This window comes from Prauserella muralis, from assembly GCF_003202285.1.
GTDB classification, from domain to species: Bacteria; Actinomycetota; Actinomycetes; order Mycobacteriales; family Pseudonocardiaceae; genus Prauserella_B; species Prauserella_B muralis.
In genome coordinates this window covers 187,869-212,831 of the sequence record NZ_MASW01000005.1, presented here as the reverse complement: position 1 = coordinate 212,831, position 24,963 = coordinate 187,869, and the positions used below count along the sequence as shown (strand labels likewise).

The window sequence follows — 24,963 nt, the reverse complement described above, 5'->3', positions numbered from 1 at the left end:
ACTCGCGGGCACCAGCGCAGGACTCGCGGGCACCAACGCAGGACTCGCGGGTCAGCCCACCGGTTGCACGTCCGGGATCCCGTCCGGCGGCGGGGGCGCGTGCTTCTCGGTGTGCTCGGTGATGTCGGCGTCGCCGTTGTCGGTCACCTGCACCGGGCCGAGGTCCTTGGTGCCGTCACCGGAGATGCGCACCACCTTCACCCCGGAGAGCCCGGCGTGCGAGTCGGCCGAGTAGCGGTACGGCACGAACGCCGGGCCACGCAGCTCACCGCCGACGCGCTCCAGCGCCTCCACGATGCCCTCGCGCGTCGGCTCCGGGCCCGCCGCCTGCAACGCCTGCACGAAGGTGTACGCCTGCGACATCCCGTAGATGCGGTAGTTGGTGAGCTTGCCCTCGCCGCCGTGGGCGTCCCACACCTTCTGCCACAGCCGCGTCCACGGGTCGTCCGACTCCTCCACACCGGGCAGGTACTCGGTGGTGATGGCGCCGTCGATCAGGCTCGCGTCGGTGACCTTGCCCTCGGAGAACCGGCTCAGCAGCGCCCCGACGAGCGCCGGGTCGGAGCCGACGTTGCTGTAGATCCACTGTGGCTTGTAGTTGAGCCGCAGCGCGGTCAGCTGGCTCAGCGCCGTGTACGACGGCACGTTGAACCCGATGATCACCTCGGCGCCCGCCGCCTGCAGCGCGGCGATCTGCGGGCCGATGTCGGTGTTGCCGGGGGCGTACCGCTCGGCGGCCACGATCTGGTCGTCGATGTAGGCCCGCGCGCCCTTCTCCCCGTCCTCGCCGAAGTCGTCGTCCTGCAGGAACAGGCCCACCTTCGCGTCCGGCATGTTCTGCTTGACGTACTGGCCGATGATCTTGCCCTCGACCTCGTAGTCGGGCTGCCAGCCGAACGTCATCGGGTTCTGCTCCGGCTGGTCCCACAGCAGCGAGCCCGACGACACGAACAGGTCGGGAACGCCCTCGCCGTTGAGGAAGTCCAGCACCGCACTGTGCGTGGGCGTGCCGAGGCCCCCGACCATCGCGAAGATCTCGTCCTGCAACACCAGCTCGTTGGTCACCTGGCTGGTGTTGGTGGGGTTGTAGGCGTCGTCGCGGAAGACGTACTCGATCGTGCGGCCGTGCACGCCCCCGTTGGCGTTGACGTACTCGAAATAGGCCTTCGCGCCCGTGGGAATCTCGCTGTAGCCGGGCGCGGCCACGCCGGTCAGCGGGAAGTGGGCGCCCACCTTCACCGTGTCGGCCGTGACGCCCACGTCCGACGCGCCACCGCCGCCACCGCCCTCACCGTCCTCGGGACGCCCTCCCGCGCCACAGGACGAGACCACCAGTGCGGCGATCGCCACCAGTGCCCCGGCCACCAGACCCCGATGTCTTGCCGGCCTGCTCATCTGCTTCCTCCTTGTCGAAGTCCCCGACGTCTCCAGCTCCGCACCAGGCCCATGACCCCGCCGGGCGCGACCAGCATCACCACCACCAGCACCACGCCGTAGACGAACGGGGCCAGCTGCGCCGCCTGCACCCCGGTCAGCCCGGCGCTGGTGCCCACATTGGTCACCGCGGGCGGCAGGAAGACCAGCAGCGCGCTGCCCAGCAGCGCCCCGGTGAGGCTGCCCAGCCCGCCGACCACCACGGCCGTCAGCAACGACAGCGACAGCACGATCGTGAACCCGCTCGGCGCCGCCAGCCGCACCACCATCGCCAGCACCGACCCGGCCAGCCCGGCGCACGCCGCGCTCACCACGAACGCCAGCACCCGCAGCCTGCCCAGCCGCAGCCCGGCCAGCTCGGCGGCGACCTCGTCGTCGCGGACCGCGCGCCACACACGGCCGTAGCGGCCCGCCATGAGATTGGCCAGCAACAGCAGCACGAGCAGCAAGGTGCCCCACCCGAGATACGCGAGGTACTTGGCGCCGGTGAGGTCGTTGGCGGTGAGGAAGTACAGCGCGTCGTCGAGCCAGTCCGGCGGCCGCGGCGAGCTGACCCGCAGCCCCTGCTCGCCGCCGAGCAGCCCGTCGAAGTAGATGGCCAGCCCCGGCACGCCCACCGCCAGCGCCAGCGTGGCCCCGGCCAGGTAGGGGCCGTGCAGGCGGGCGGCCGCCGCGCCGACCACCACCCCGACGAGCGCGGTGACGGCCGTGGCCGCGAGCATCGCCAGCGGGAACGGCACCGCGCCGTCGGCGAGCAGCAGCGCCGTGGTGTAGGCGCCGACGGCCATGAGCGCGCCGTGGCCCAACGAGATCTGCCCGTTGAGTCCGGTGAGGACGGTCAGCCCCACGGCGGCGATGGCGTAGTAGGACATCGTGGCGAACTGCGAGTTGCGGAACTGGCTCGTCGTCTCCAGCACGAGCACGACGACCACGAGCGCGGCCAGGACGGCCAGCACGTGCCGCAGCAGCACCGACGAGGGCAGCACCCTGTGCACCAGCGCGCGCATCACACCCGCCTCTCCGCGACCCGGCTGAACAGCCCGTGGGGCCGCACCAGCAGCACCGCCACCAGGATCGCCAGCGCGGCCAGCGTCACCAGCTCGCTGCCGAGGTAACCGCTCACATAGGACAGTGCGAGACCGATGATGAGCCCGCCCGCGACGGCACCCGCCGGGCTCTCCAGCCCCCCGAGCACCGCCGCCACGAAGCCGTAGACGATCACCGCGTCCATGTAGGCCGGGTGCACCAGGTTGCCGCCCGCGATGAGCAGCCCGGCCAGGGAACCGACCACGGCGGCGAACGCCCAGCCGAGCGTGAGCATGCGGCCCACCCGCACGCCCAGCAGCCGCGCCACCTCCTGGCTGAACGCCGACGCGCGCATCCGCAGCCCGAGGTCGGTGAACCGGAACAGCGCCACGAGCCCGAGCATCACCACCACGACCGAGCCGATGACGAACACGCTGAACGGCGTGAACGCGATCGTGGTGCCGCCGACGGTGAAGCCGCGCAGCCCGAACGGCGCGGGAAACGACTGGAACGTGGCCCCGAACAGGATCGCGGCGAGCGCCTGCAGTGCCACGAACAGGCCGAGCGTGACGATCACGGCGTTGAGCTCGGGACCGCCCTCCACGGGGCGCATCACGACCCGTTCGACGAGGGCGCCCAGCACCAGCCCGCCCGCGAGCGCCACCGCGAAGCCGGTCCAGTAGGACTGCCCGCTCTCGATCAGCACCAGCGCCAGGTACGTGGTGAACATGGCCATCGCGCCCTGGGCGAAGTTGATGATCCGCGTGGCGCGCCAGATCAGCACCAGCGCGAGCGCGAACGCCGCGTAGATGGCGCCCTGCGCCAGCCCGCCCAGCGTGACGTTGAGGAACTGTTGCATCGTCGGTGACGTCCTCCAGACCGGTCAGAACCCGAGGTAGGAGTGCCGCAGCTCGGCGTCGGCCGCGAGGGCGGCCGCGCTGTCGTTCGCGACGACCCGGCCGAGGTTGAGCACGAACCCGGTGTCGGCGATGGACAGGGCGCTGCGCGCGTTCTGCTCCACGAGCAGCACGGTCAGGCCCTCGCGGTCGACCAGCTCGCGGATCAGCGTGAAGATCTGTGCCACCACACGCGGCGCCAGCCCCAGCGACGGCTCGTCGAGCAGCAGCACCTCCGGCTCCGACAGCAACGCCCTGCCGATCACGAGCATCTGCCGCTCGCCGCCGGACAGCGAGTTGGCCTCGCGGCGGCGGCGCTGCCCCAGCGCGGGGAACATCTCGTACACCCCGTCCAGCCGGTGTACCCGCCGCCGCTTGCGCCGGGTCGTGCCCAGCAGCTCACCCAGCCGCAGGTTCTCCTCGACGGTCAGCTCGGTGATCACCCCGCGGCCCTCCGGCACGTGTGCCACGCCGGCGCGGGCGATGCGCTCCGCCGGCGCGCCGGCCAGCTCCCGCCCGCCGAGCAGCACGCTGCCGTCGCTGCCGCGCACCAGCCCGGACACGGCCCGCAGCAGGGTGGTCTTGCCCGCGCCGTTGGCGCCGAGCACCGCCGTGATCTCGCCGGGCCGCGCCCGCAGGCTCACCGTGTCGAGCGCGGTCACCGCCCCGTAGCGCGCGGTCAGCGCGCGCACCTCGAGCTCGGCCTCAGCCATGGTCGCCTCCCCTGCTCGCTTCCTCGCCGAGGTAGGCGTCGATCACGGCGGGGTCGTCGCGCACCTGCGCGGGCGGGCCCTGGGCCACCACCCGGCCGAAGTCGAGCACCGTGATCCGGTCGCACACCGTCATCACGAGGTCCATGTGGTGGTCGACGAGGATCACCGACATGCGCCCGGCCAGTGCCCGCACCAGCTCGCCGAGTTCGGTCAGCTCCGCGGCCCCGAGCCCGCTGGCGGGCTCGTCCAGCAACAGCAGTTCCGGGTCGGCGGCGAGCGCACGGGCGAACGCGACCCGCTTGCGCACCGGGTAGGGCAGGCTGCCGGGATAGCGGCCCGCGTACTCGGCCACCCCGGCCTCGGTGAGGGCGGCCAGCGCCCGCTCGGTCAGCGCGCGTTCGTCGGCGCGGGCGCGGGGCAGCGCCAGCAGCGCCGAGCCGAACCCGGTGCGGCGGAACCGGTCCGCACCGGTCAGCACGTTCTCCAGCACCGTGAGCCCGCCGAACAGACCAAGGCCCTGCAACGTCCTGGCGATGCCCATCCCGGCGAGCTGGTGCGGGCGCAGCCCGGTGAGCCGCTGCCCACGCCAGGTCAGGGTGCCCGCGCCGGGGCGGACGAAGCCACAGCAGACGTTGAACAGGGTGGTCTTGCCCGCCCCGTTGGGCCCGATGACGCCGTGCACCTCGCCCGGCAGCACGTCGAGCGTGACGTCGTCCAGTGCGGTGAGCCCACCGAAGCGTACGGTGACCCCGGTGGCCGAGAACAGTGGCGCGGCGCCGGAGCGGGACTCCGCGAGCCGGGTCTGCGATGTGTCCGGCACCGTCACAACCACGTCCTCCCGCCGTTGGGTTTTCGTTGGCTCGCCGGGGTTTGCCGTGTCTTCCCCGAAGGCCCCTAGCTTGATGCGCCCCGCCCAAACCCGGCCATAGGCGTCGCGCCCAAAGATCGCGCCGATTTGTGGGCGCAGCGCCCGGATTCACTGGACTCCGCGTCGCGATCCGTGCCATGGTCGGCGGATGAGACTGTCGGCGGTGGGACCGGAGTCGGACTGCCCGGGACCGGCCAGGGAGGCGCTGCACACGCTCAGCCGGGTGCTGATCGACAACCTGGAGAGCCTCGCGGACCGGCTGACGATCATGGTGCTGCAGCGGGAGCCCGCCTACGCGCAACTGGGGATGGCGAACCCGGACGAGCTGCGCGACAACCTGCGCGGCAACATCCAGCGCGGCCTGCAGTCGCTGGGCGACGTGGTGCCCGAGGGCGACGACCCGCAGGACACCTCGATCGAGACGGGACGTGTCCGGGCCCGGCAGAAGGTGCCGCTGGAGGCGGTACTGCGCGCCTACCGGCTCGGCGGGCGGGTCATCTGGGAGGGCCTGCTGGCCACGTCACGGGAACGCTTCGGCGGCTACTACGACCACGCGCTGCTGGACGCGGCCGGGTACGTGTGGCGCGTGATCGACTCCAGCTCGGCGGCGCTGGTCGACGCCTACCGGCTGGAGGAGGCGCGGCTGCGCAGCCAGGAGCTGAGCAGGCGGCACGCCTTCCTCACCGCCCTGCTGGAGGGCCGCGGCAGCGACCCGGAGTTCGCCGAGGAGGCCGCCACGGCGCTGGGCCTACCCACGAGCGGGCCGATGCTGTGCGTGGCCGCGCCGGTGGAGTCGCCGGGCGACGAGCCGCTGCGCGCGCCGCGCGACGTGCTGGCGGCCCACGGCATCGTGTCCGTGTGGCACGTGCGGCCCTCCGACGTCGTGGGGCTGGTCACGCTCGGTGACGCGGCGCCGTCGGTGGTGCTGGACGCGCTGCGGCCCGCGGCCTTCGGGCGTGTGGGGGCCTCGCCGGTGGTGTACCGGCTCGCCGACGTCGGCGATGCCTACGTGCTCGCCCAGACCGCGGCGCGGTCGCTGCCCGAGCCCGGCGTGGCGTTGCTGGACGAGCGGCTGCCCGAGGCGCTGCTCGTCGGCAGCCCGCATCTGGTGCCACGTCTGCAACAGGTGGCGTTCGGTGAGCTGCTGGGGCTGCCGGAGCCGGAGCGCGAGTCGATGTTCGCCACGCTGGAGGCCCTGCTGGACTGCGGCGGCTCTCCCACGCACGCCGCGCAGCGCCTCTACTGTCACCGCAACACGGTGATCTACCGGCTGCAGCGGATCGAGTCGGTCACCGGGCGCAAGGTCGGCGAGCCGCGCGACCGGCTGCTGCTCACGCTGGGGCTGATGGCACGCAGGCAGCGGATCCCGTCCTGAAACACGCTCAGTTCGCGTAGTGACAGCGGGCCCGCGGCGCGGGACGCCCGCCGTCGCGGGCGGGGGCGGGCCAGGGCCGGAACGCCGTGGTCTCGGTGCCCGGGCTGTACTGCCGCTCCGGCAGGACCCGGGTGGTGCTCCGGCTGATCCGGTTGAGCAGATTCGCCACCCGGTTGTGGTGGGCGCGCGGGAAGTTCTCCTCGTAGTCGTAGACGTCGTAGCGCACCACGAGCGACTCGGTGAGGTCGAGGCGTTCGGCCAGTGTGCCTTCGTGGTACCAGCGCAGTACCGGATGCAGGTACGCGCTGCACTCCGGCCGTGCCGGATCGGCGGGGTGGACGAACTCCAGCGTGTCCAGCGCCGGATCGTAGTTGCCGAAACCGTACTCCAGCGTCACCAGCAGCACGTCGGCGCACGCGGCGGCCTCGCGCCTGCCCAGCGCGAGCTCCACCGGCAGTTCCTCCAGGACCCGCACGCGGCCGTCGCGGAACAGCAGCGCGTCGCCGAGCAGCCCGAACTGCTGGTAGAGCGCCGAGGTGGTGCTCACCCTCGTGATCAGCCACGCCGCCAGCCGGTCCAGCTCCGCCTCGGTGCCCAGACCGAACGATCGCCCCGGCAGCGGCACGCCGTGGTCGCGTTCCTCCAGCAGCCGGAACAGGGTGCGGATGTTGTAGCGGAAGCCGTGGATGAAGCTGGACGCGGCCGTGCGGTCGCGGGCCTGCATCGCGGTGCCGATCACGAACAGGCCCGGCACGCTCGTCTGCCAGTGACCGTCGAGCTCGGCGAACTTGCCGTGGCCCTTCAGGCGTGGCAGGCAGTCCGGTTCGAACAGGTCCGGGTCCACGTAGCGCCAGCCGGTGCAGCGGATGACGTGGTCGTAGGTCAGCGTGACCCGGCCCGTGCCCGGGGTCGTCCAGTGTGGATAGTCCTCCTCGGCCACGACCGTGAACCCGCCACCCGGCTTGGGCGTGATGGAGACGGGCCGGAAGCCGACGGTCGCGTGCAGCGACTTCAGCTGGTACATGTCGAGGATCGTGTTGTTGATCGCCCGCAGGTCGCCGGGGAAATGGGTGTTCCAGGCGTGCCGCACGGGCCGCCGGGTCATCAGGTGGATCAGCGCGGCGTGCCCGGCGAGGTGGTTGGCGACCTCGAACGCGGAGTTGCCCGCGCCGAGGATCGCCACCCGGGCGCCCCGGTAGCCGGCCGGATCCAGCGGGTGGTCCTCGTAGCCCGCGGCCCACTTGATACCGTCGATCTCGGCGGGCACCCACGGCGCGACCGCGCCGGTGGCCAGCACCACCCGGCGGCAGGAGTAGTCGCGGCCCGCGGCGGTGGTGACGCGGAAGCCGCTGGCGGCCCTGCCGATGCGCACCACCCTGGTTCCGAAGTGAATGCGCAGGCGCGTGCGCGCGGCGAACGTGCGCAGGTAGGTGGCGAGGTCGCCGGCGCGCGGATACAGCTCGGCGGAGAAGTCGCCGAAGCGCAGCCCCGGCTCGTCGCACAGCAGCGAGTTCCAGTCGTGGCGGAGGTTGTACTCGGGCTCGCCGAAGTAGTTGTGCCGCTTGTTGAGCGAGAGCAGGGTGCCGTGCCGGGGGAACCGCTCGAAGAAGCCGCCCGCGCGTGGACCCGCCTCCAGGATCACGTAGTCGCGGCCGGCCCCCGCGAGCAGGTGACCCAGCTGCAGACCCGCGGGACCGGCTCCCACGATCAGGGTGTCCACATCAGCGGCGACCGCGGCGTTCATGATTGAATCCTTCCCGGTGGGTACTCCACCCGGCAGGGCCCGATTCCCGCTGCCCGCACGCCGAAAGCCGTACCGATTGGCGGTGGTGACCACGTCCGCGACACCGGAGCCGACTTCCCCGCGGCGACTGCTCATCGTGTCCGCGGACATGGGCGAGGGGCACAACGCCACCGGCAGGGCCCTGCAGGAGGCGGCGGAGCGGCTCTGGCCCGGCGTGGAGGTGCACTGGGTCGACGTGCTGGACGCCATGGGGCCCGGCACCGGCCCGGCGTTCCGCCGGATCTACACCACCAGCGTCGAGCGGCTGCCGTGGCTGTACGAGTTCTTCTACGCGTCGGTGTGGCATCACGGCTGGTTCGCGCGAGCGGCCAAGCGGGTGATCGGCGCGTGGAGCGGGCGCAGGCTCGCCACGCATCTCGACCGCATCAGGCCCGACCTGGTCGTCTCCACCTACCCGATGGGCAGCACCGGGCTGGAGTGGCTGCGCAGGCACCGGGGTCTCTCGGTGCCCGCGGCCGCGTGGATCTCCGACTTCGCGCCGCACCCGTCGTGGGTGCACGACGGGCTGGACCTGAACCTGGTGATGCACGAGGTGGCGGTGCCCCCGGCGAGGCGAGGCGTGCCCGGCGCGCCGGTGGCGGTGTCGGCTCCCCCGGTCCCGCGTGCCTTCCGGCCCGGTGACCGCACGTCGGCGCGCGCGCGGCTCGGGCTGCCCGCCGAGGGCCTGCTGGCGGCCGTGTCCTGCGGATCGCTGGCGTTCGGCCATTCCGGCGACACCGTGCGGGAACTGCTCGACGGCGACCCGGGCATCCACGTCGTGGTGGTGGCCGGCCGCAACGACCGCCTGCGCCGCGCACTGGCCGCGACGTTCTCCGGCGAGCCGCGCGTGCGCGTGCTCGGCTGGGTCGACGACATGGCGGGCCTGATGACCGCCGCCGACGTCGTGGTGACCAACGCGGGCGGCGCCACCGCACTGGAGGCGCTGGCCTGCGGGCGGGCGGTGCTGATGCACAGGCCCATCGCCGGGCACGGGCACACCAACGCGGAGCTGATGGCCGACGCGGGCCTGGCGCGGGTGTGCGCCCGTCCCGGAGACCTGGCCGCGACGCTGCGCGCGTTCCGGGCCGAGCCCGCGCGGCTGCGTGCGCTGGAGGACGCGGCGCTGCGGCACGCGGGCGCGTACCGGCTCGAGGACGGGCTGCGCACGGTCGCCGCCACGACGGCCGCGGCCCACGGGCGGGTCCTGCCCGCACCCGACGCGCTGTTCCTGCACGCCGACACCCCGGCCGTGCCGCAGTACGTCGGCACGGCGCTGGTGTTCGAGCCGGGACCGCCGCTGAGTCGGGAGCAGGCCGCGCGCATGCTCGCCACGGTGCCCGGCATCGACGGCAGGCTGCGCCGCGGCGGCCTGCTGCGCAGGGCCCGCTGGGTCCCCGCGGGGGTGGACCCGCTGTCGCTGGTCGACGAGGCGCGCGCCGACGACCTGCCCGCCGCCGTCGACGAGTTCTTCTCCACGCCGCTGCCCGGCCAGGGAGGTGTCGGCGCCGCGAGGCTCGTCACCGGCCTGCCCGGCGGGCGGCGGGCGCTGCTGGTGAAGCTGCACCACGCACTCGGCGACGGGATGACGGTGCTGCAGGCGCTGCTGTCCGACACCGACAACGCCGCGAGTCTGTCCTGGGCGACCAGGCCGTCGGCGAGGCTCTCGCGCGGTGGTTTTCGGCCCGAGGCCCGCCGCGTCGCCACGGGCCTGTGGTGGCTCGCGCGCGCCGGGAGCGCGCCGCCGACGCCGCTGGACGGGCCCATCACCGGCCCCGCCCGCCACCACGCGCTGGTGCGGTTGCCCGGCAGGCAGGTGCGGCAGGCCGCCCGTGCCCTCGGCGTGACCCCGGCCGAGTTGCTCAAGACCGTGTTCGCCGAGTCGTTGCACGACGTCCTCGGCAGCCAGCCCTCGGCCCGGTTCCGGCTCATGGTGCCGTGGTCGGTGCGGGGCACCGAGAGCCTGCGCTCGGCGGGCAACCACACGGGAGCGGTGTCGATGGACCTGCCGGTGGGGCCGATGGACGTGCGGGAGCGGGCGCGGCGGGTCGCCGAGGTGATGCGCGAGCGGACCGAGGCGGGCGTGCCCGAGGCGGCGCACACGGTGGTGCGGCTCAGCGGACGGCTGCCCGCGCGGCTGCACGCCTCGGTCGCCAAGGGCATGTACCGGGGCACGTGGTTCAACGCGATCGGCACGGTGATGCCAGGGCCGCGCCGCGAGGTGCGCTGGCACGGCTCGGTGATGTCGGAGGCCTACCCGGTGCTCGCGCTCGCGCCGGGGGCGGGGCTGGCCTGGGGCGCGATGACGTGGGGCGAGTGGATCCTGCTCGTCTACACCGGCACCACGGCGCTGGCACCCGTCGTCGACCGGCTCGCCAAGCGCACCGACGCGGTGTTCGCCGACCTGGCCACCTGACCCTGGCAGCCGATGAGTGGTCAGCACACCGTCCTCGGCGTCGCGCTGCCCGCGGCCCTGCTCGCCGCCGCGGCGTTCGGGCTCACCGGCGCGTTGCAGCACCGCGCGGCGCGCCGCATCGAGGGCGGCGGGACCGTCCAGTGGGGACTGGTGTTCCGGCTGCTGCGGCAGCCGCTCTGGCTGGCCTCGCTCGTGGCCAACGGGGCGGGCATCGTGTTCCAGTGGCTGGCGTTGAGCACCGCTCCCCTGGTGTTCGTGCAGCCGCTGCTGGTGACGTCGCTGGTGTTCGCCGTGTACAGCAGCAGCGCACTGCGCAGGCAACGGCCCGACCGGATGGTGCTGGCGGGCTCCGCGCTGTGCGTGGCCGGGCTGGCCGTGTTCTTCGTGGTGGCCCGGCCACAGCCGGGTCACGGCACCCTGTCGCTCGGCGACGTGCTGCCGCTCGCGGCGGGACTGGCCGTGCTGATCGCGGCGTGCCTGGCCGTGGCCGTGCGGTTCACCGGCCGCGCGCGAGTCATGGCGCTGGCCACGGCCACCGGCGTGCTCTACGGCGTCACGGCGGGCCTGACCAAGCTCGCCGCGGACGACCTGCGACGCGGCATCGTGGCGTTGCTGACCCACTGGCACTTCTACCTCGTGGTGGTGTGCGGCGTCGCCGGTTTCCTGCTGAGCCAGAACGCCTTCCGCGTGGGGGTCGCGCTCGCGCCCGCGCTCGCGGTGATCGTCGCGCTCGACCCGCTCGTCAGCATCGGCGTCGGCGCGCTGTGGCTCGGGGAGACGCTGCCCGGCGGGGCCGGTCCGATCGCCGGGCAGGTGACCGGGCTCGCGACCGCCATCGCCGGCATCGCGCTGCTCAGCCAGCGGGCACCGCAGGCGGCTCAGGCGGAGGAACGGAAGGAGACCCAGTGATCGGCACGGGAACCACCGCGGTGGTGACGGGCGGCTCGTCGGGCATCGGGGCGGCGACGGCCGCGCTGCTGGCCCGGCGCGGGTGCGACGTGGTCGTCGTCGGCAGGGACGCCGCCGCGCTGTCCGCCGTGGCCGCGCGCACCGGTGCGCGCGTGTGCGCGGCCGACCTCGCCGAGCCGGACGCCGCCGGGCGCGTGCTGGCCGAGGCCGGCGCCGTGAACCTGCTCGTGTGCAACGCCGGCATCGGCTGGGCCGGTCCGGTCGCCGGGATGGCACCGTCCGATGTGGAGCGCCTGGTGCAGGTGAACCTGCTCGGGGCGATCCGGCTGGTGCGCGGCGTGCTGCCGGGGATGCTGGCGCGCGGCCGAGGGCACCTGGTGCTGGTGTCGTCGATCGCCGGGAACATGCACGTCGCGGGCGAGGCCGTCTACTCGGCCACGAAGGCCGGGCTCGCCGCGTTCGCCGCGAGCGTGCGCGGCGAGGTCGCCGGGTGCGGGGTGGGTGTGTCGGTGGTGGTGCCGGGCGTGGTCGACACGCCGTTCTTCGACCGCAGGGGCGTGCCCTACGAGCGGCGCACGCCGCGTCCCGTGCCGCCGGAGCGCGTCGCCCGCGCCCTGGTGCGCGCCGTGGAGCGCAACCGCGCCGAGGTGTTCGTGCCGCGGTGGCTGCGGTTTCCCGCGCGGCTGCGCGGCGCCGCCCCGGTACTGACCGACGCCCTGCAACGCCGCTTCGGCTGACCCGCGAGTTCTGCACTGGAGCCCGCGAGTTCTGCGTTCGCGTCACCGGAACGCAGAACTCGCGGGTCTGAATGCAGGACTCGCGGGGCCCGGGTCAGCGGCGCGCGGCGCGCAGGGACTCCTTGAGCGAGCCCATGGTCGCCATCACCGCCGTCGGCTCGTAGCCGCAGTGCGCCATGCAGTTGGCGCAGCGCGGGTCGCGGCCCCGGCCGTAGGCTTCCCAGTCGGTGTCCTCGATGAGCTCCTTGTAGGTCTTCGCGTGCCCGTCGCCCATCAGGTAACAGGGCTTCTGCCAGCCGAACAGCGTGTACAGCGGCACGCCCCACGCGGTGCACTCGTAGTCCACCTTGCCCTCGAGGAAGTCGAGGAACAGCGGCGAGTGGTTGAGCCGCCAGCGCTTGCGGTTGCCGTTCGCGAAGGCCTTCCGGAACAGCTCGCGCGTCTCCTCAACGCCGAGGAAGTGCTGCTGGTCGGGCGCCTTCTCGTAGGCGTACGCCGGCGAGATCATCATCTCGTCGACCTTGAGGTCGTCGTTGAGGTAGTCGAGCACGTCGATGACGGTCTGCGGGGTGTCGGTGTTGAACACGGTGGTGTTCGTGGTGACCCGGAACCCGCGCCGCTTCATCTCGCGGATGGCCTCGACCGCCTCGTCGAACACGCCCTCCTTGTCCACCGCGGCATCGTGCCGCTCGCGCAGCCCGTCGACGTGCACGGCGAAGGCGAAGTACTTGGACGGCTTGAGGTCGAGCTTGTCGATCTTCTTGCGCAGCAGCACGGCGTTGGTGCACAGGAACACGTACTTCTTGCGCTTGATCAGCTCGTTGACCATCGTGTCGATCTGCGGGTGCATGAGCGGCTCGCCGCCCGCGATCGACACCATCGGCGCGCCGCACTCCTCCACCGCCGCGATGGCCTGCTCGACCGGCATCCGCTGTTTCAGGATGTTCGCCGGGTGCTGGATCTTGCCGCACCCGCCGCAGGCCAGGTTGCACGCCAGGATCGGCTCGAGTTCCATGATGAGCGGGAACTTCTCCCGCCGTTTGACGAACTTCTCCGTGACGATGTGCCGAGCGACCCGGACCGCCTGATGGACGGGCATGTTCATCGATGACGCACCTCCTTGGGAAGGCTGAAGTTCACGGTTTCGGTCGCGGTGGTGCGCTCGGCCACCTCGACGGCGCCCAGGCCCGCCAGGGCGTCCACGATCTCGTCGACCAGCACGGTCGGCGCCGAGGCTCCCGCGGAGAGCCCCACGGTGCGCGCCCCCGCCAGCCAGCCGAGGTCGATCTCGTCGACGTTGTCCACCAGGTGGGCAGGCGTGCCCTCGCGTTGCGCCACCTCGACGAGACGGCGCGAGTTGGACGAGTTCGGCGACCCGGCCACCAGCACGACATCCGACTCCCTGGCCACGACCCGCACGGCGTCCTGCCGGTTCGTGGTGGCGTAGCAGATGTCGTCGGAACCGGGCCCGCGCAACGCGGGAAAGCGCTCCCGCAGCGCGTCGGCCACGCCCTCCGCCTCGTCCAGCGCGAGCGTGGTCTGCATCAGATAGGACACCTTGTCCGGGTCGGGCACGTCGAGCGTGGCCACATCCTCCGGCCGCTCCACGAGCACCGTCTGCTCCGGTGCCTCGCCGAGGGTGCCCTCGACCTCCTCGTGCCCGGCGTGGCCGATGAGGAAGACGGTGTTGCCGTCCCGCGCGAACCGTTTGGCCTCGCCGTGCACCTTGGACACCAGCGGGCACGTGGCGTCGACCACGTCGAGCCTGCGCCGCTCCGCCTGCTCCCGCACGGCGGGCGAGACGCCGTGCGCGGAGAAGACCACCGTGGCGTTCTCCGGCACCTCGTCCAGCTCGTCGACGAAGACCGCGCCCCGCTGCTCCAGCTCGCCGACCACGCGTGAGTTGTGCACGATCTGCTTGCGCACGTAGATGGGCGGCTCGTGCCGGTCCAGCAGCCGCTCCACGATCTCCACGGCCCGTTCGACGCCGGCGCAGAACGACCGGGGCCCGGCCAGCAGTACCCGCCGGTCACCCGCGGCCGCGGCCCACCGGCGCAGCGCGGGCCCGATCCTGCGCAGCGACGACAGGGCGGCGATGCCGCCGGGCACGGTCGCCGGGTGCAGCAGCGACCGGCTCGGCGTGTCCACGACGGCCCGCACCACGGCGGCGGGCCGGGAGCCGATCATGTCGAGCAGCCGCGCCGACTCCATGTCCACCGCGATCGCCCCGTCCCGCGCGAGCCTCGCGCCCTCCGGCTGCCACACCACGTGGTCGGTCTCCACGATCGGTCCGACGTGGACGGTCAAACCGGACTGTCGCAACGCCGCCGCGAGCAGCGGCGCCGACCGGCAGGGATGGGTGCCCTGGGCGGAGCGCACCTCGCTGGCGACCACCAGGTCCCCTGGCCGCAGGCCGTCCACGAGCGCGCCGGAGACGCCCGCGACGGCCACCGGTGCCGTGGGATGCTCGCTCAGCGCGGCCTCCACCCGCGCGGCTCTGCGTGCGTGCGGCCCCGCCCGCACCACACAGCCTCCCGCGAGTCCGCGCCGGACACTGCTGGCCTCGAGCAGCAGCGGCGAGACGACGACCAGCTCGCTGCCGTCATCCTGTCGGTTCATGTGTGGTCACCTCCACGTATCGGCCGAGCGCCGTGAGCGGGAAGACGAGCCGGTACAGGTGGTAGTTGATGTAGAAGTCCCCGGGGAAGCCGGTGCCGGTGAACTGTGGTTCGTCCCAGCCGCCGTCGGCCCGCTGCGTGCGTGCCAGCCAGTCGACGCCCCGCTCCACCATGGTGCCGTGCTCGCCCGCGGCCAGCAGCGCGAGCAACGCCCACGCCGTCTGCGACGCGGTGGAGGTGCCCTTGCCGATCCACGCCGGATCGGTGTAGGACCGCAGGTCCTCGCCCCAGCCGCCGTCGCGGTTCTGGTGCCGGGCGAGCCAGTCGACGGCCCTGCGGATCGCCCGATGGGTGGCGGGCAGGCCGCAGGCGATCAGCGCGGGCACCACGGCGCCGGTGCCGTAGACGTGGTTGGCGCCCCAGCGGCCGAACCAGGACCCGTCGGCCTCCTGCCGGTCGAGCAGCCAGCGCACGCCGCGCCGGGCGGGCCGGGTGTGCGCGAGCCCGCGCGCGGCGAGCATCTCGACGACGTGGGCGGTGACGTCGGCCGAGGGCGGGTCGATCACGGCCCCGAAGTCGCAGAACGGCAGTTTCTCGCACAGCGTCCGGGTGTTGTCGGCGTCGAAGGCACCCCAGCCGCCGTCGCGCGACTGCATGCCGGTCAGCCACGCCGTCGCCCTGTCCAGCGTCTCGCGCATCCGCTCGGGGTACGGGTATTCGACGCGCCGCAGGCCGAGCACGACCTCGGCGGTGTCGTCGGTGTCCGGGTAGTGGTCGTTGGCGAACTCGAAGGCCCAGCCGGAGGGCTGCAGCTGTGGCCTGCGCACCTGCCAGTCGCCCTCGGTGCGGATCTCCTCGGCCAGCATCCAGTCGGCGGCCCGCACCAGCGCCGGATCTGCGGGGGGAAGGCCCGAGTCGAGCAGCGCGGTGATGGCCAGCGCGGTGTCCCACACCGGCGACTGGCACGCCTCCAGCCTGCGCACCCAGCCGTCGGCGGTGCGCTCCCGGACGGTGAACCCGTCGAGCCCGTCGAGCGCCTTGCGGATCACGGGGTGATCGGTGCCGTACCCGCGCAGGTGCAGCGCCAGGATCGAGTAGACCCACGGCGGCTGGATGCCGCCCCACCCGCCGTCGGCCTCCTGACGGTCGAGGATCCACCGCTCGGCCTTCGCCAGCGCGAGGCCGCGCAGCGGCTTGACCGGCACCTTCTCCAGCCGGTGCAGCACGGAGTCCAGCCGCTGGAACGCACCGGCCCAGGTGAGCAGCGAGTCCGGCTCGGGAACCGGGGTGCCGGTGCGCAGTTCCTGCACGCTCACGCCGAGGGGGCGGCGGGGCCGCGCGGAGCCGACGACGGTCAGCGGCACGACCGTTTGGCGCGCCCAGCACGCCCAGTCGTAGACGTTGAGCGGGAACCAGTCCGGCAGCAGCACCAGCTCCGGAGGCAGCACCGGCAGCCGGTCCCACGACCACTCGCCGAACAGCGCCAGCCAGATGCGGGTGAACACGCGGGTCGCCTCGATGCCGCCGTGGTCGAGGATGTACTCCCTGGCCCGCCGCAGGTGCTCGGCGCCCGGTGGGTCGCCCGCCATCCGCAGGGCCGTGTAGGCCTCGACGGTGGTGGACAGGTCGGCGGGCCCGTCGTGGAAGTTGGCCCAGGTGCCGTCCGCCCGCTGGCAGGAGCGGATCCAGCGCGCGGACTCCTCGGTCACCCGCTCGTCGGAGATGCCGAGGAACTGCCGCAGCATGAGGTCCTCGGCGTCCATCGTCACGTTCGTCTCGAGCTCGCCCTTCCACCAGCCCTCCGCGTGCTGGAGGGACAGCAGGTACGCGCGGGCGCGGTCGGCGGCCTCGCGCGCCCGCTGCGGCACGGACGCCGCCGGTTCCGTCAGCGCCAGGTCTCGTTCCGCCGAGGTCGTCATCGGTCACGCTCGAGGACGAAGCGGGTGAGGTCGGTCAGCGCGGCGTGGATCGGCGGCGGCGGGTGCAGCCGGTCGAGGCACGTCTGCGCCTGCGCCACGTACCGCTGCGCCCGGTCCCTGGTCCAGGCCAGCGCACCGGATCGCTCGATCAGCTCTGCCATCGTGTGCAGTTCCTCCTCCGTGGGCGGATCCGTCCGGCCGTACAGCTCCCGCAGCCTCGCCCCGTCCGCCGTACGGGAATCAAGGGCGGCTACCACGGGAACCGACTTCTTACGCACGCGAAGATCGGCGAGGACGGGTTTGCCGGTGACCTCGGGGCTGCCCCAGATGCCGAGCAGGTCGTCGACCAGCTGGAAGGCCATGCCGAGGTTGCCGCCGAAATCGGCGAGCAGCTGCGCGGCCACCGGGCTCGCCCTGCCCAGCAGGGCGCCGACCTGCGCGGCGCAACGCATGAGCGCGCCCGTCTTGCCGTCGGCCATGTCGAGGCACTCCTGCAGTCCGACGTCGAGGCGCCCTTCGAAGTCGACGTCGGCGCTCTGCCCCTCGATCAGGTGGTGCACCGACCCGGTGAGGCACCGGGTGGCGGCCGGGTCGCCCGCGCGCTCCACCACGTCGACCGCGAGGGTGAGCAGCGCGTCGCCCGCCAGGATCGCCGCGGGCGTGCCGAACAGCCGCCACACGGTCGGCCGGTGCCTGCGCTCGGTGTCGCCGTCCATGACGTCGTCGTGCAGCAGCGAGAAGTTGTGCACCAGCTCGACGGCCACGGCGCCGGGCAGTGCCGCCTCCGGCTCCGCCCGCACGGCCTGGGCGGCGAGCAGCGCGAGCGCGGGCCGCAGTGCCTTGCCGCCGCCCGAGGAGCGGGGTTCACCGTGCTCGTCGGTCCAGCCGAGGTGGTAGCTGACGATGCGGCGCATCGCGGGGCGCAGCTCGCCGACCGCCTCACGCAGGGCTGGCTGGACGAGCGCCTGCGTGGCGGTGACCTCGGAGGGCAGGGTCGCGGTCACGCGGCACCTCCCCGGATCCCGGTGGCGACGAGTTCGGCTGCTCGGTGTCCGCTTCGCACGGCTCCCTCCATCGTGTCGGGCCACCCGGTGGCGGTCCACGAGCCGGCGAGCACGAGCCCCGGCACCGGGGTCTCCGGGCGGGGCCGCAGCCGCGCGGTGCCCGGTCGTTGCCGGAACGTGGCCCGCCGTTCGCGGGTGACGAAGAACCGGGTGTGCGGTGTCGTGGCCGCCCGGGGCAGCAGCCGGCCGAGCTCGGCGAGGAAGACCTCCCGCATCGCGGACACCGGCGTGTGCAGCCAGGTGTGCGCGGCCGACAGCGAGATCGCCAGGTACTGGCCACCACTGAGCCCGGCAACGTCCGTGCGGTCGAAGATCCACTGCACGGGCGAGTCCACGGTGGCGGCGAACGGCAGGTCGGTGACCGGCCGCTCGTACACCACGTGGACGTTGACGATCGGCGCGGCGCCCAGCCCGCCGACCCGCTCGGCCGACAGCCCCGCCTCGGCGGGGCAGATCCGGGCGGCGGCCTCGGGCGGCACGGCCACCACCACGGCGTCGGCGCGCAGCCGCTCGCCGTCGAGCCGCAGGTCGAACGCCTCGCCGTCGCGGCCGATCTCGCGGACCGGGCTGTTGGTGCGCACGTCGGCGTCACGGGCCAGCAGGTACTTCTCGGCGGGCCGGACGTGCAGCTCCTCCAGCGGCAGCCGGGGCACGCCGATGTCGGCGGCGTCGGCGGTGTCCAGCAACGCGGTGCGGAACACCATCGCCGCCAGCGCGAGGGACGCCTCACCGGCCTCGCAGTTGAGCGCGGCGACGGAGATGAGGTTCCACAGCGCTCGCAGCGTCGCCTCGTTCTGCCCGTGCCGGGCCAGCCAGTCGCCGAAACTGTGCTCGTCCAGGCGGGGGTCGGCGGGGTCGAGCAGGCGCAGCGCCGCGGCGGCGCGGAACACGCGCAGCCGGTCGAGCGGGGGCAGTGCGCCGTACCGCGCGAGGCCCGCGGCCAGGTGCAGCGGCGCGGGGCCACCGGTGCGGGCCAGCTCGGTGACCTCCCCGGCGGCTGTGAGGATCGGCATCCGGAACCGGCGCTGGATGTCGACGCCGTCCTCGGTGCCGAGGCGGCGCAGCAGCGCCTGGTACTCGGTGCAGCAGCGCAGCAGCACGTGCTGGCCGTTGTCCACGGTGAGCCCGTCGCGCTGGAACGAGAAGGTGGCGCCGCCGAGCCTGCCGCGCGACTCCAGCACGGTGACGCGCAGTCCCGCGTCGGCCAGCTCGCACGCGGCCGTGAGCCCCGACAGCCCGCCCCCGATGACGGCCACGTGCGGGGTCATCGCCGGGCTCCGGCGAGTGCGCCGGCCGCGACGGCGAGTTTCTCCCAGGTGGGCAGCGACGTCCGCCCGCGCAGGACCAGACGCGGCCGCAGGGCCATCCGGCGCAGCAGCCGGTGGTAGATCCCGGCCATCGCCGCACAGCAGGCCCGGCTGCGCGGCTCGAGCGCGGGCAGCAGCCTCAGGCCCCGCGCGTACCATTCCTCGGCGCGGGCGGCCTGGTACTCCAGCAGCGACAGCAGCCGTTCCTCGTCGTCGGCGAGCGCGCCCGCGGGGTCCAGCTCGAGGGTGCAGCCGAACCAGCGCAGGTCCTCGGCGGGCAGGTAGATCCGCCCGTTCCTGCGGTCCTCCAGCACGTCGCGCAGGATGTTGGTCAGCTGCAGCGCGATGCCGAGGTCGTCGGCGGTCTGCGCGTCCCGTTCGGGCTCCTCGCTGCCGAACACGGCCAGCGACAGCCTGCCGATCGACCCGGCGACGCACCGGCAGTAGTGGTGCAGGGCGCCGAACGTCTCGTAGTTCGTGCCGAGCACGTCGGCACGGCAGCCGTCGATCAGCTCGTCGAAGGCGCCGAGCGGCAGCGAGAACCGGTCGGCGGCGTCGGCGAGCCCGACGAGCACCGGGTCGTCTCCCGGCTGGTCGAGGCCGTGCAGGTCCTTGCGCGCGTTCTCCAGCGCCTCCAGCTTGGCCTCACGGGTCAGGTCGCCGTCGCCGATGTCGTCGATCCTGCGCGCGAACGCGTACACGGCCGACAGCCCCCTGCGGCGTGGCGGCGGCAGCAGGCGGATGCCGTAGGAGAAGTTGCGGGCCTGCTCGCGCGTGATGCGCTCACACTGCTCGTACGCCTCGGCCGGGTTCACCGCGCACCCCCGGCGACGAGCAGCGAGGCCCACTCCGCGACGGTTCTGGCCCGCGACGGCCGCGGGGTGGCGACCAGCACGTCGAACCGGGCGTCGGCCAGTGCCACCGCCGTGGCCCTGCCGCCCGCGACGTAGCCGGCGACGGCGACGCGGGCGACACCGGTGAGCGTGCCGACCAGCGGGGTGCCCTCGTCGAGCAGCTGCACCGCCCGCTGCACCTCGTAGCCCACGAGCGCGCGCACGGCGCGGCTCGCCCTGGGCGCGAGCAGGTCGTCCTCGCCGACACCGAACCGGTCGAGGTCGTCCAGGGGAAGGTAGATGCGGCCCGCGCGGGCGTCCTCGACGACGTCCTGGCAGTGCTCGAGCACCTGCAGCGCGGAGCAGATCCGGTCCGACAGCACGCGCCGCTCGGGCGTGTCGGCACCGAACACGCCGAGCACCAGCCTGCCGACCGGGTCGGCCGAGAGGGTGCAGTAGGCCAGCAGGTCGTCGAACGTGCGGTAGCGGCGCACCGCCTGGTCCTGCCGGTTGGCGTCGATCAGCCGCTCGAACGGCTCCCGGGGCAGCCCGCAGGCGGCGATGGTGGCGGCCAGTTCGCGGTACAGCGGGCCGGGCGGCACGGTGCCCGCGTAGAGCCGGTCGAGTTCGGCGGAGACGGTGTCGAGCAGGCGGATCCGGTCACCCGGCGCCTCGTCGCCGATGTCGTCGACCATCCTGGCGAAGGAGTACAGCGCCAGCAGGTGCCGCCGGTGCGCCGCCGGGAGCAGCCGCATGGCGACCGGGAAGTTCTCGCCGCGCGCCGTGGCGAGGACCCTCTGCAGTGGCGGTGGCCGTTCTGCCCTCTCGCCGCTCCCGGGGACCGTGCCGTCCCGGATCGGCTGTTCCGCGGGTCTCAATCACGCCTCCAACACGACGCAGGGGTACCGGTCTGGGCAGCGGTGCGCGAGAAAGCCGGTGGCCGGGCCGCACTTGGTCCAGGCCAGGCCGCCGGCAGGCGGCGCGTGCAGCCATCGCGCGGTGGGAAACTCGCCGAACGCACACATGCGGGCCGCCTCGTTCAGTCCGGCCGAAGCCAGGGAAGCACCATTGTCGGGCAGCGTCGCGACGAGGGGCAACACCTCGTCGGGAGAGGACAATGCCGGGCGCGTCGGCCCGCTCGCGCGCGGGCCGTGGCGGCCTGCCGGTGCCGGACATCGCCGGGCCGCCCCCTCTTTCCGGAGCCCGGCTGACACCGCGTCCGGGACCGCCCGGCCCCGCCATTCTGGCTACCTCATCCACCGCGAACGATCTTATTTGCTCTGTGCACGCGCGCAACACTTTTGTCAGTCCCCTGCCGGCCGGCGAGCCCGCCCACGGTACGGGCCGCTACCAGGTGAAACAGCCGCGTGCCGGGTACGGCACGCACATTGCGCCCTACCGTGTGACACCCCACCTGTTCCCATCCGGCGAAGATGCCGCCAGGGGCGTACAATGATCACCACATTTACGTCTCCGTGCTCTGGGCGATCCCGCGGTTCCACTGTGTACGGTGTGCGGGCCCCACCACATCCGGATGTCATCCGCCCGACCTTCGACATTCACGTCGCGGCAACAACCGCATCCGTAGCGGATGCCGGCCCGAGACCGGCAGGACCGTCCCCGTCACGCTCCGTCAACGGCCACGGGAAGGGACGAAGTGCCCTAGGAACACCTCCCCTCCGACTGTCACAGTGATACGGCGGTTCGGAGGAGAGAGATGGCACAGATGGCCCCCTGGACGATGTCCGTCGTCCTCGAAGAGACCAACGGCACCACCCGCGCCACCGTGCGCCTCGGCGACGACCACGGCAATCACTTCGACGGTGTCGGGCTCGCGAGTTCGGGACTCGACGTCCCGGCGGTGCCCCAGATCGCGAGTGAGCTCGCCCTCGTCCGCGCGCTCACCGACCTGACCGAGGAGCTGCTCGGCGCCGTCGCGGCCGACATCGAGACCGCTCTGACCGTCCGCCCGTTCGTCGCCACGCACGGCAGGCCGCGACGCTGACCAGCGCGAAAAGGCGTGGGTCCGCTGCCGCGGATCCACCCCTTTTCGCCTGCGATCCTCGAGCCGGTCCTTGCGTTCCGTGTGCTCCACAGTGGTCACTGACCGTCCACTATGGTCACCCTCAGCCGTGGTACTCGGTTTCCAGCCTGTTCCACTCGTGCTGCCAGCGCGCGTACCGGTGCCTGTCCAGCAGGCGGCGCGTCAGCGCGAAACCCAGCGCGCACAACAGGACGACACCCAGCCAGACGGTCACCGCGACCGCGACCGCGTTCCACGCGACGGCGCCCGGTGACAGCGGGGCGCTCACCTGCCTGCCGTGCACGTCGAGCCAGATGCCGACCTCCGTGCCGGCCGGGGCGCCGCTCTCGACGACGACGTCACCGGCACGCACGCTGCCGTCCGGCAGCCGCCACTCGGCCGCGGCACTGACGCTCTGCCTGCTGCCGCCCGGATTGGCCGCCGGGTCGGCGGGCGGCGCGTCCTCGACGAGCACGGCCGTCGCCTCGTGCCGGGTGCTCGCCTGCACGCGGGCGGCCTCGGCCTGGCGCGCGTAGGTGTCCGAGCCCAGGGCCGCCGCGAACGGCAGTGTCAGCACAGGCAGGAGCAGGGCAAGCACCAGCGCCAGCCCCTCCACGCGGTCGCTGCCGCGCGTCAGCGGGTTGTGGCCGGGACCCAGCCGCCGCCACAGCCTCGTCAGCGCCGTCGGATCCCTGTGGTCCCGCCCCATGTCACCGGCCTCCTCGTGTCGTCGGCACGCAGCTCACTGTCGTTGCCGGTGCGGCGAGGGCGAAGGGTCCTTCGTCCCTTCCACCGCAGGACAACGGCCCCTCCGGCGACGGAGCGCAACGCGAGAACCCCGGGCTCCACAGGGGAACCCGGGGTTTCGCCGAGGCCGCGCTCTCAGGGCGTCGCAGGGGTGACGACAGCGCGGCCGGTCAGTTTCCCTTCAGCCAGCTGCCGGTAGGCGTCGGCGGCCTCGGCGAGCGGGAAGGTCGTGGTCGTGGTGTGCAGCAGCCCTCTGGCCGCCAGGTCGAGCACCTCGGCCAGCTCGGGCCTGCTGCCCCAGTACGTGGTCTGCACCGACATCTCGTAGGGCAGCGCGAAGAACGACACGGGTAGCGTGCCGCCGCCGAGGCCGACGATCGTGAGGTCGCCGAGCGGGCGGCCGCACGCCGCGCCGAGGGTGAGCGTGGCGTCGCTGCCCACGCAGTCGAGCACCACGTCGGCTCCCCGCCCGCCGGTGAAAGCCCTGATCTCGCCGGCGGCGCTCTCCTGAGCAGGCACGGCGAGGTCCGCGCCGAGACCGGTGGCCAGCGACAGCGCCTCCGGCCGGGTGTCCACGGCGATCACCCTCGCCGCCGTGGTGGCCCGCAGGATCTGCACGGCCAGATGCCCCAGTCCGCCGACGCCGATCACCACCGCCGTGGAGCCCGGCGGCAGCTTGGACCACGACCGCCGCACCGCGTGGTACGGCGTGAGGCCGGCGTCGGTCAGCGGGGCCGCCACCACCGGGTCGAGGCCGCCCGGAAGGGGCACGAGGTGGCGGGCGTGCGGCACGAGCATCAGCTCGGCCATCCCGCCGTCGAGCCCGAGCCCCCCGCCACCACCGGGAACCGGGGCGGCGGCGGTGTTCTCGCAGTAGTTCTCGGCGCCGAGCACACAGCGGGCACAGTTGCCGCAGCCCCACGGCCCGTACACCGCGACGGGCATGCCGACGTCGAGCCCGCTCACCCCGGCACCGACCGCGTGCACCCAGCCCGCGTTCTCGTGGCCGAGGGTGAACGGCGGGCCCCAGGGCAGCATCCCCGGCCGGAAGTCGTGCATCAGGTGTAGGTCGGAGTGGCACGCGCCGGCGCCGCCGACGCGCACCACCACCTGGCCAGGACCGGGCACCGGTTCCTCGACCTCGGCCAGCACCGGCTCGGACTGCCACGCGGTGAGCCGCAGCGCACGCATCGCCGGTCAGTCCCTGTTCTTGCCGGGGCGCACGATCATCACGGGGCACTGCGCGTGGTGCAGCAGAGTCTGGCTCGTGGAGCCGAGCAGCATGCCCGCGACACCGCCGCGGCCCCTGCTGCCGACCACGACCAGCTGCGCGGTGGCCGAGCGCTCCAGCAGCTCGTGCTTGGGCCGGTCCTTGGCCAGGACCCGCTCGACGGCGACGTCGGGGTACTTCTCCTGCCACCCCGCGAGGCGCTCGGCGAGCAGCCGCTCCTCGTCCTGCTGCAGCGGGCCGCCCTCGAAGAACACCCGCGCCCGGTTGAAGGCGCTCTCGTACTCGACGTCGAGCCACGCGTGCACCGCCACCAGCGGAGCGCCCCGGAACGAGGCCTCCTCGAACGCCGCCGCGATGGCCCGCTCGCTGACCGGGCTGCCGTCGACGCCGACCACCACGGGGCCGTCGGCGGGCGGCTGTTCCTGGCCTTCCCGGTGCCGCACGATGACCACCGGGCACTCGCCGTGGCCGGCAAGGCCGACCGCCGTGGAACCGGCCAGCATGCCGGCGAAGCCGCCGAGACCGGAGGCGCCCAGCACGACGAACCGTGCCTCGCGGGAGAGCTTGATGAGCAGCGTGACCGGTGGCTCGTCGATCACCACGGCCTCGACCTCGACGCCCGGAGCCTCGGCTCGGGCGGCCTCGGCCGCCGCGGACACCAGCGTCTTGGCCTCGTCCTCCACCGCCTCGAACACGCCCGACGAGATCGGCAGCTCGCCGTAGTAACGACCGAGCAGGCCGTAGGCGTGCACGATGTAGAGCGGCAGTTCCCGCTGGGCCGCCAGCCGGGCCGCCCACCGCGTCGCCTGCGTCGACGCCTCGGAGCCGTCGATCCCCACGACGACCTTTCCTGTCACAGAGCCCTGAGTGCTCATGGTTCTCTCCTGTCTTGTCCTGGTACCGACGACGGTAGGGCGCGGCGCGGGCGCGGCACTGCAGTCGTAGGTCCCTGCTCGCGGGTCGTTGGTCCCTCGTCGTGGCGGACTTCCGGCCCGCCCGACTGCCGCAAGGGGGACCTTCGGCCCTTCACCGCCGCGGCGTGCGGGCGCGAGCATCGAGGGGCACGA

Annotated in this window: 21 protein-coding genes; 5 read left to right on the top strand and 16 right to left on the bottom strand. The window is 73.2% G+C overall.

What is annotated here, in order from left to right; genetic code table 11:
* Positions 1 to 51: 51 nt before the first annotated feature.
* The 5 genes from BAY60_RS21675 to BAY60_RS21655 are packed head-to-tail and all read right to left on the bottom strand — an operon-like array spanning position 52 to position 4,895.
* The gene (locus tag BAY60_RS21675) at positions 52 to 1,395 is read right to left on the bottom strand and encodes an ABC transporter substrate-binding protein (protein WP_112282894.1); all 1,344 of its coding nucleotides are present in this window, start codon (positions 1,393 to 1,395) and stop codon (positions 52 to 54) included.
* Positions 1,392 to 2,441, bottom strand: a complete 1,050-nt coding sequence (locus BAY60_RS21670) for a branched-chain amino acid ABC transporter permease (protein WP_112282893.1) — start codon at positions 2,439 to 2,441, stop codon at positions 1,392 to 1,394. Before BAY60_RS21670 ends, BAY60_RS21675 begins: the two co-directional genes overlap by 4 nt.
* On the bottom strand, positions 2,441 to 3,319 hold the full coding sequence (locus BAY60_RS21665; protein ID WP_112282892.1) for a branched-chain amino acid ABC transporter permease: 879 nt from the start codon (positions 3,317 to 3,319) through the stop codon (positions 2,441 to 2,443). Before BAY60_RS21665 ends, BAY60_RS21670 begins: the two co-directional genes overlap by 1 nt.
* A gap of 24 nt (positions 3,320 to 3,343) precedes the next feature.
* Entirely contained in the window at positions 3,344 to 4,069 is a 726-nt protein-coding gene (locus tag BAY60_RS21660) for an ABC transporter ATP-binding protein (RefSeq protein ID WP_112282891.1), read from the bottom strand.
* Positions 4,062 to 4,895 carry an ABC transporter ATP-binding protein gene (locus tag BAY60_RS21655; RefSeq protein ID WP_112282890.1) on the bottom strand — a complete coding sequence of 278 codons (834 nt, stop codon included), beginning with the start codon at positions 4,893 to 4,895 and terminating at the stop codon, positions 4,062 to 4,064. Before BAY60_RS21655 ends, BAY60_RS21660 begins: the two co-directional genes overlap by 8 nt.
* Before the next feature lie 190 nt (positions 4,896 to 5,085).
* On the opposite strand from BAY60_RS21655, the gene BAY60_RS21650 reads away from it, so the two are divergent.
* Positions 5,086 to 6,312: a PucR family transcriptional regulator gene (locus BAY60_RS21650; protein ID WP_112282889.1), complete on the top strand. Its 1,227-nt coding sequence runs from the start codon at positions 5,086 to 5,088 to the stop codon at positions 6,310 to 6,312.
* Positions 6,313 to 6,319: 7 nt separating this feature from the next.
* On the opposite strand, the gene BAY60_RS21645 is transcribed toward BAY60_RS21650, so the two are convergent.
* Positions 6,320 to 8,056, bottom strand: a complete 1,737-nt coding sequence (locus BAY60_RS21645; RefSeq protein ID WP_170160503.1) for an NAD(P)-binding domain-containing protein — start codon at positions 8,054 to 8,056, stop codon at positions 6,320 to 6,322.
* Positions 8,057 to 8,138: 82 nt separating this feature from the next.
* Between BAY60_RS21645 and BAY60_RS21640 the strand changes: the two genes are divergently transcribed.
* Genes BAY60_RS21640 through BAY60_RS21630 form a run of 3 tightly spaced genes read left to right on the top strand, consistent with a single transcriptional unit; the run spans position 8,139 to position 12,154 of the window.
* Entirely contained in the window at positions 8,139 to 10,508 is a 2,370-nt protein-coding gene (locus BAY60_RS21640) for an MGDG synthase family glycosyltransferase (RefSeq protein WP_170160502.1), read from the top strand.
* 12 nt (positions 10,509 to 10,520) lie between these two features.
* Positions 10,521 to 11,417, top strand: coding sequence for a DMT family transporter (locus tag BAY60_RS21635; RefSeq protein ID WP_112282886.1), 897 nt, complete (start codon positions 10,521 to 10,523; stop codon positions 11,415 to 11,417).
* The gene (locus BAY60_RS21630) at positions 11,414 to 12,154 is read left to right on the top strand and encodes an SDR family NAD(P)-dependent oxidoreductase (RefSeq protein ID WP_112282885.1); all 741 of its coding nucleotides are present in this window, start codon (positions 11,414 to 11,416) and stop codon (positions 12,152 to 12,154) included. The genes BAY60_RS21635 and BAY60_RS21630 overlap by 4 nt, the downstream gene beginning before the upstream one ends.
* Before the next feature lie 94 nt (positions 12,155 to 12,248).
* Here the strand turns inward: BAY60_RS21630 and hpnH are convergent, their stop codons facing one another.
* From hpnH to hpnC, 7 genes are read right to left on the bottom strand one after another with little or no spacing between them, the layout of a single operon-like run.
* Positions 12,249 to 13,259: an adenosyl-hopene transferase HpnH gene (gene hpnH, locus BAY60_RS21625; protein WP_112282884.1), complete on the bottom strand. Its 1,011-nt coding sequence runs from the start codon at positions 13,257 to 13,259 to the stop codon at positions 12,249 to 12,251.
* Positions 13,256 to 14,773: a 4-hydroxy-3-methylbut-2-enyl diphosphate reductase gene (locus BAY60_RS21620; protein WP_112282883.1), complete on the bottom strand. Its 1,518-nt coding sequence runs from the start codon at positions 14,771 to 14,773 to the stop codon at positions 13,256 to 13,258. Before BAY60_RS21620 ends, hpnH begins: the two co-directional genes overlap by 4 nt.
* Positions 14,757 to 16,691, bottom strand: a complete 1,935-nt coding sequence (gene shc / locus BAY60_RS21615) for a squalene--hopene cyclase (RefSeq protein ID WP_112282882.1) — start codon at positions 16,689 to 16,691, stop codon at positions 14,757 to 14,759. Before shc ends, BAY60_RS21620 begins: the two co-directional genes overlap by 17 nt.
* Positions 16,688 to 17,695 (bottom strand): polyprenyl synthetase family protein, encoded by a 1,008-nt coding sequence (locus BAY60_RS21610; protein ID WP_112282881.1) that lies wholly within the window; start codon positions 17,693 to 17,695, stop codon positions 16,688 to 16,690. Before BAY60_RS21610 ends, shc begins: the two co-directional genes overlap by 4 nt.
* On the bottom strand, positions 17,692 to 19,023 hold the full coding sequence (gene hpnE / locus BAY60_RS21605; protein WP_112282880.1) for a hydroxysqualene dehydroxylase HpnE: 1,332 nt from the start codon (positions 19,021 to 19,023) through the stop codon (positions 17,692 to 17,694). The genes BAY60_RS21610 and hpnE overlap by 4 nt, the downstream gene beginning before the upstream one ends.
* On the bottom strand, positions 19,020 to 19,877 hold the full coding sequence (locus BAY60_RS21600) for a phytoene/squalene synthase family protein (RefSeq protein ID WP_112282879.1): 858 nt from the start codon (positions 19,875 to 19,877) through the stop codon (positions 19,020 to 19,022). Before BAY60_RS21600 ends, hpnE begins: the two co-directional genes overlap by 4 nt.
* On the bottom strand, positions 19,874 to 20,773 hold the full coding sequence (gene hpnC / locus BAY60_RS21595; RefSeq protein ID WP_245992740.1) for a squalene synthase HpnC: 900 nt from the start codon (positions 20,771 to 20,773) through the stop codon (positions 19,874 to 19,876). Before hpnC ends, BAY60_RS21600 begins: the two co-directional genes overlap by 4 nt.
* Before the next feature lie 839 nt (positions 20,774 to 21,612).
* Here hpnC and BAY60_RS21590 point away from each other — a divergent pair.
* Entirely contained in the window at positions 21,613 to 21,900 is a 288-nt protein-coding gene (locus BAY60_RS21590; protein WP_112282878.1) for a dsRBD fold-containing protein, read from the top strand.
* 121 nt (positions 21,901 to 22,021) lie between these two features.
* On the opposite strand, the gene BAY60_RS21585 is transcribed toward BAY60_RS21590, so the two are convergent.
* From BAY60_RS21585 to BAY60_RS21575, 3 genes are all read right to left on the bottom strand, one after another.
* Complete coding sequence (locus BAY60_RS21585; protein WP_112282877.1) at positions 22,022 to 22,627, bottom strand: Rv1733c family protein; 606 nt, start codon at positions 22,625 to 22,627, stop codon at positions 22,022 to 22,024.
* 173 nt (positions 22,628 to 22,800) lie between these two features.
* Positions 22,801 to 23,856 (bottom strand): NAD(P)-dependent alcohol dehydrogenase, encoded by a 1,056-nt coding sequence (locus BAY60_RS21580; protein ID WP_112282876.1) that lies wholly within the window; start codon positions 23,854 to 23,856, stop codon positions 22,801 to 22,803.
* A 6-nt stretch (positions 23,857 to 23,862) separates the two neighbouring features.
* Entirely contained in the window at positions 23,863 to 24,771 is a 909-nt protein-coding gene (locus BAY60_RS21575; protein WP_112282875.1) for a universal stress protein, read from the bottom strand.
* Positions 24,772 to 24,963 lie beyond the last annotated feature (192 nt).

What these genes read in the sequence shown, in the direction of transcription:
- shc (WP_112282882.1), bottom strand. Translation starts at nt 16,691, where the DNA reads ATGACGACCTCGGCGGAACGAGACCTGGCGCTGACGGAACCGGCGGCG.
- BAY60_RS21590 (WP_112282878.1), top strand. Translation starts at nt 21,613, where the DNA reads ATGGCACAGATGGCCCCCTGGACGATGTCCGTCGTCCTCGAAGAGACC.
- hpnH (WP_112282884.1), bottom strand. Translation starts at nt 13,259, where the DNA reads ATGAACATGCCCGTCCATCAGGCGGTCCGGGTCGCTCGGCACATCGTC.
- BAY60_RS21575 (WP_112282875.1), bottom strand. Translation starts at nt 24,771, where the DNA reads ATGAGCACTCAGGGCTCTGTGACAGGAAAGGTCGTCGTGGGGATCGAC.
- BAY60_RS21650 (WP_112282889.1), top strand. Translation starts at nt 5,086, where the DNA reads ATGAGACTGTCGGCGGTGGGACCGGAGTCGGACTGCCCGGGACCGGCC.
- BAY60_RS21675 (WP_112282894.1), bottom strand. Translation starts at nt 1,395, where the DNA reads ATGAGCAGGCCGGCAAGACATCGGGGTCTGGTGGCCGGGGCACTGGTG.
- BAY60_RS21635 (WP_112282886.1), top strand. Translation starts at nt 10,521, where the DNA reads ATGAGTGGTCAGCACACCGTCCTCGGCGTCGCGCTGCCCGCGGCCCTG.
- hpnE (WP_112282880.1), bottom strand. Translation starts at nt 19,023, where the DNA reads ATGACCCCGCACGTGGCCGTCATCGGGGGCGGGCTGTCGGGGCTCACG.
- BAY60_RS21665 (WP_112282892.1), bottom strand. Translation starts at nt 3,319, where the DNA reads ATGCAACAGTTCCTCAACGTCACGCTGGGCGGGCTGGCGCAGGGCGCC.
- BAY60_RS21670 (WP_112282893.1), bottom strand. Translation starts at nt 2,441, where the DNA reads ATGCGCGCGCTGGTGCACAGGGTGCTGCCCTCGTCGGTGCTGCTGCGG.
- BAY60_RS21645 (WP_170160503.1), bottom strand. Translation starts at nt 8,056, where the DNA reads ATGAACGCCGCGGTCGCCGCTGATGTGGACACCCTGATCGTGGGAGCC.
- BAY60_RS21620 (WP_112282883.1), bottom strand. Translation starts at nt 14,773, where the DNA reads ATGAACCGACAGGATGACGGCAGCGAGCTGGTCGTCGTCTCGCCGCTG.
- BAY60_RS21660 (WP_112282891.1), bottom strand. Translation starts at nt 4,069, where the DNA reads ATGGCTGAGGCCGAGCTCGAGGTGCGCGCGCTGACCGCGCGCTACGGG.
- BAY60_RS21585 (WP_112282877.1), bottom strand. Translation starts at nt 22,627, where the DNA reads ATGGGGCGGGACCACAGGGATCCGACGGCGCTGACGAGGCTGTGGCGG.
- BAY60_RS21580 (WP_112282876.1), bottom strand. Translation starts at nt 23,856, where the DNA reads ATGCGTGCGCTGCGGCTCACCGCGTGGCAGTCCGAGCCGGTGCTGGCC.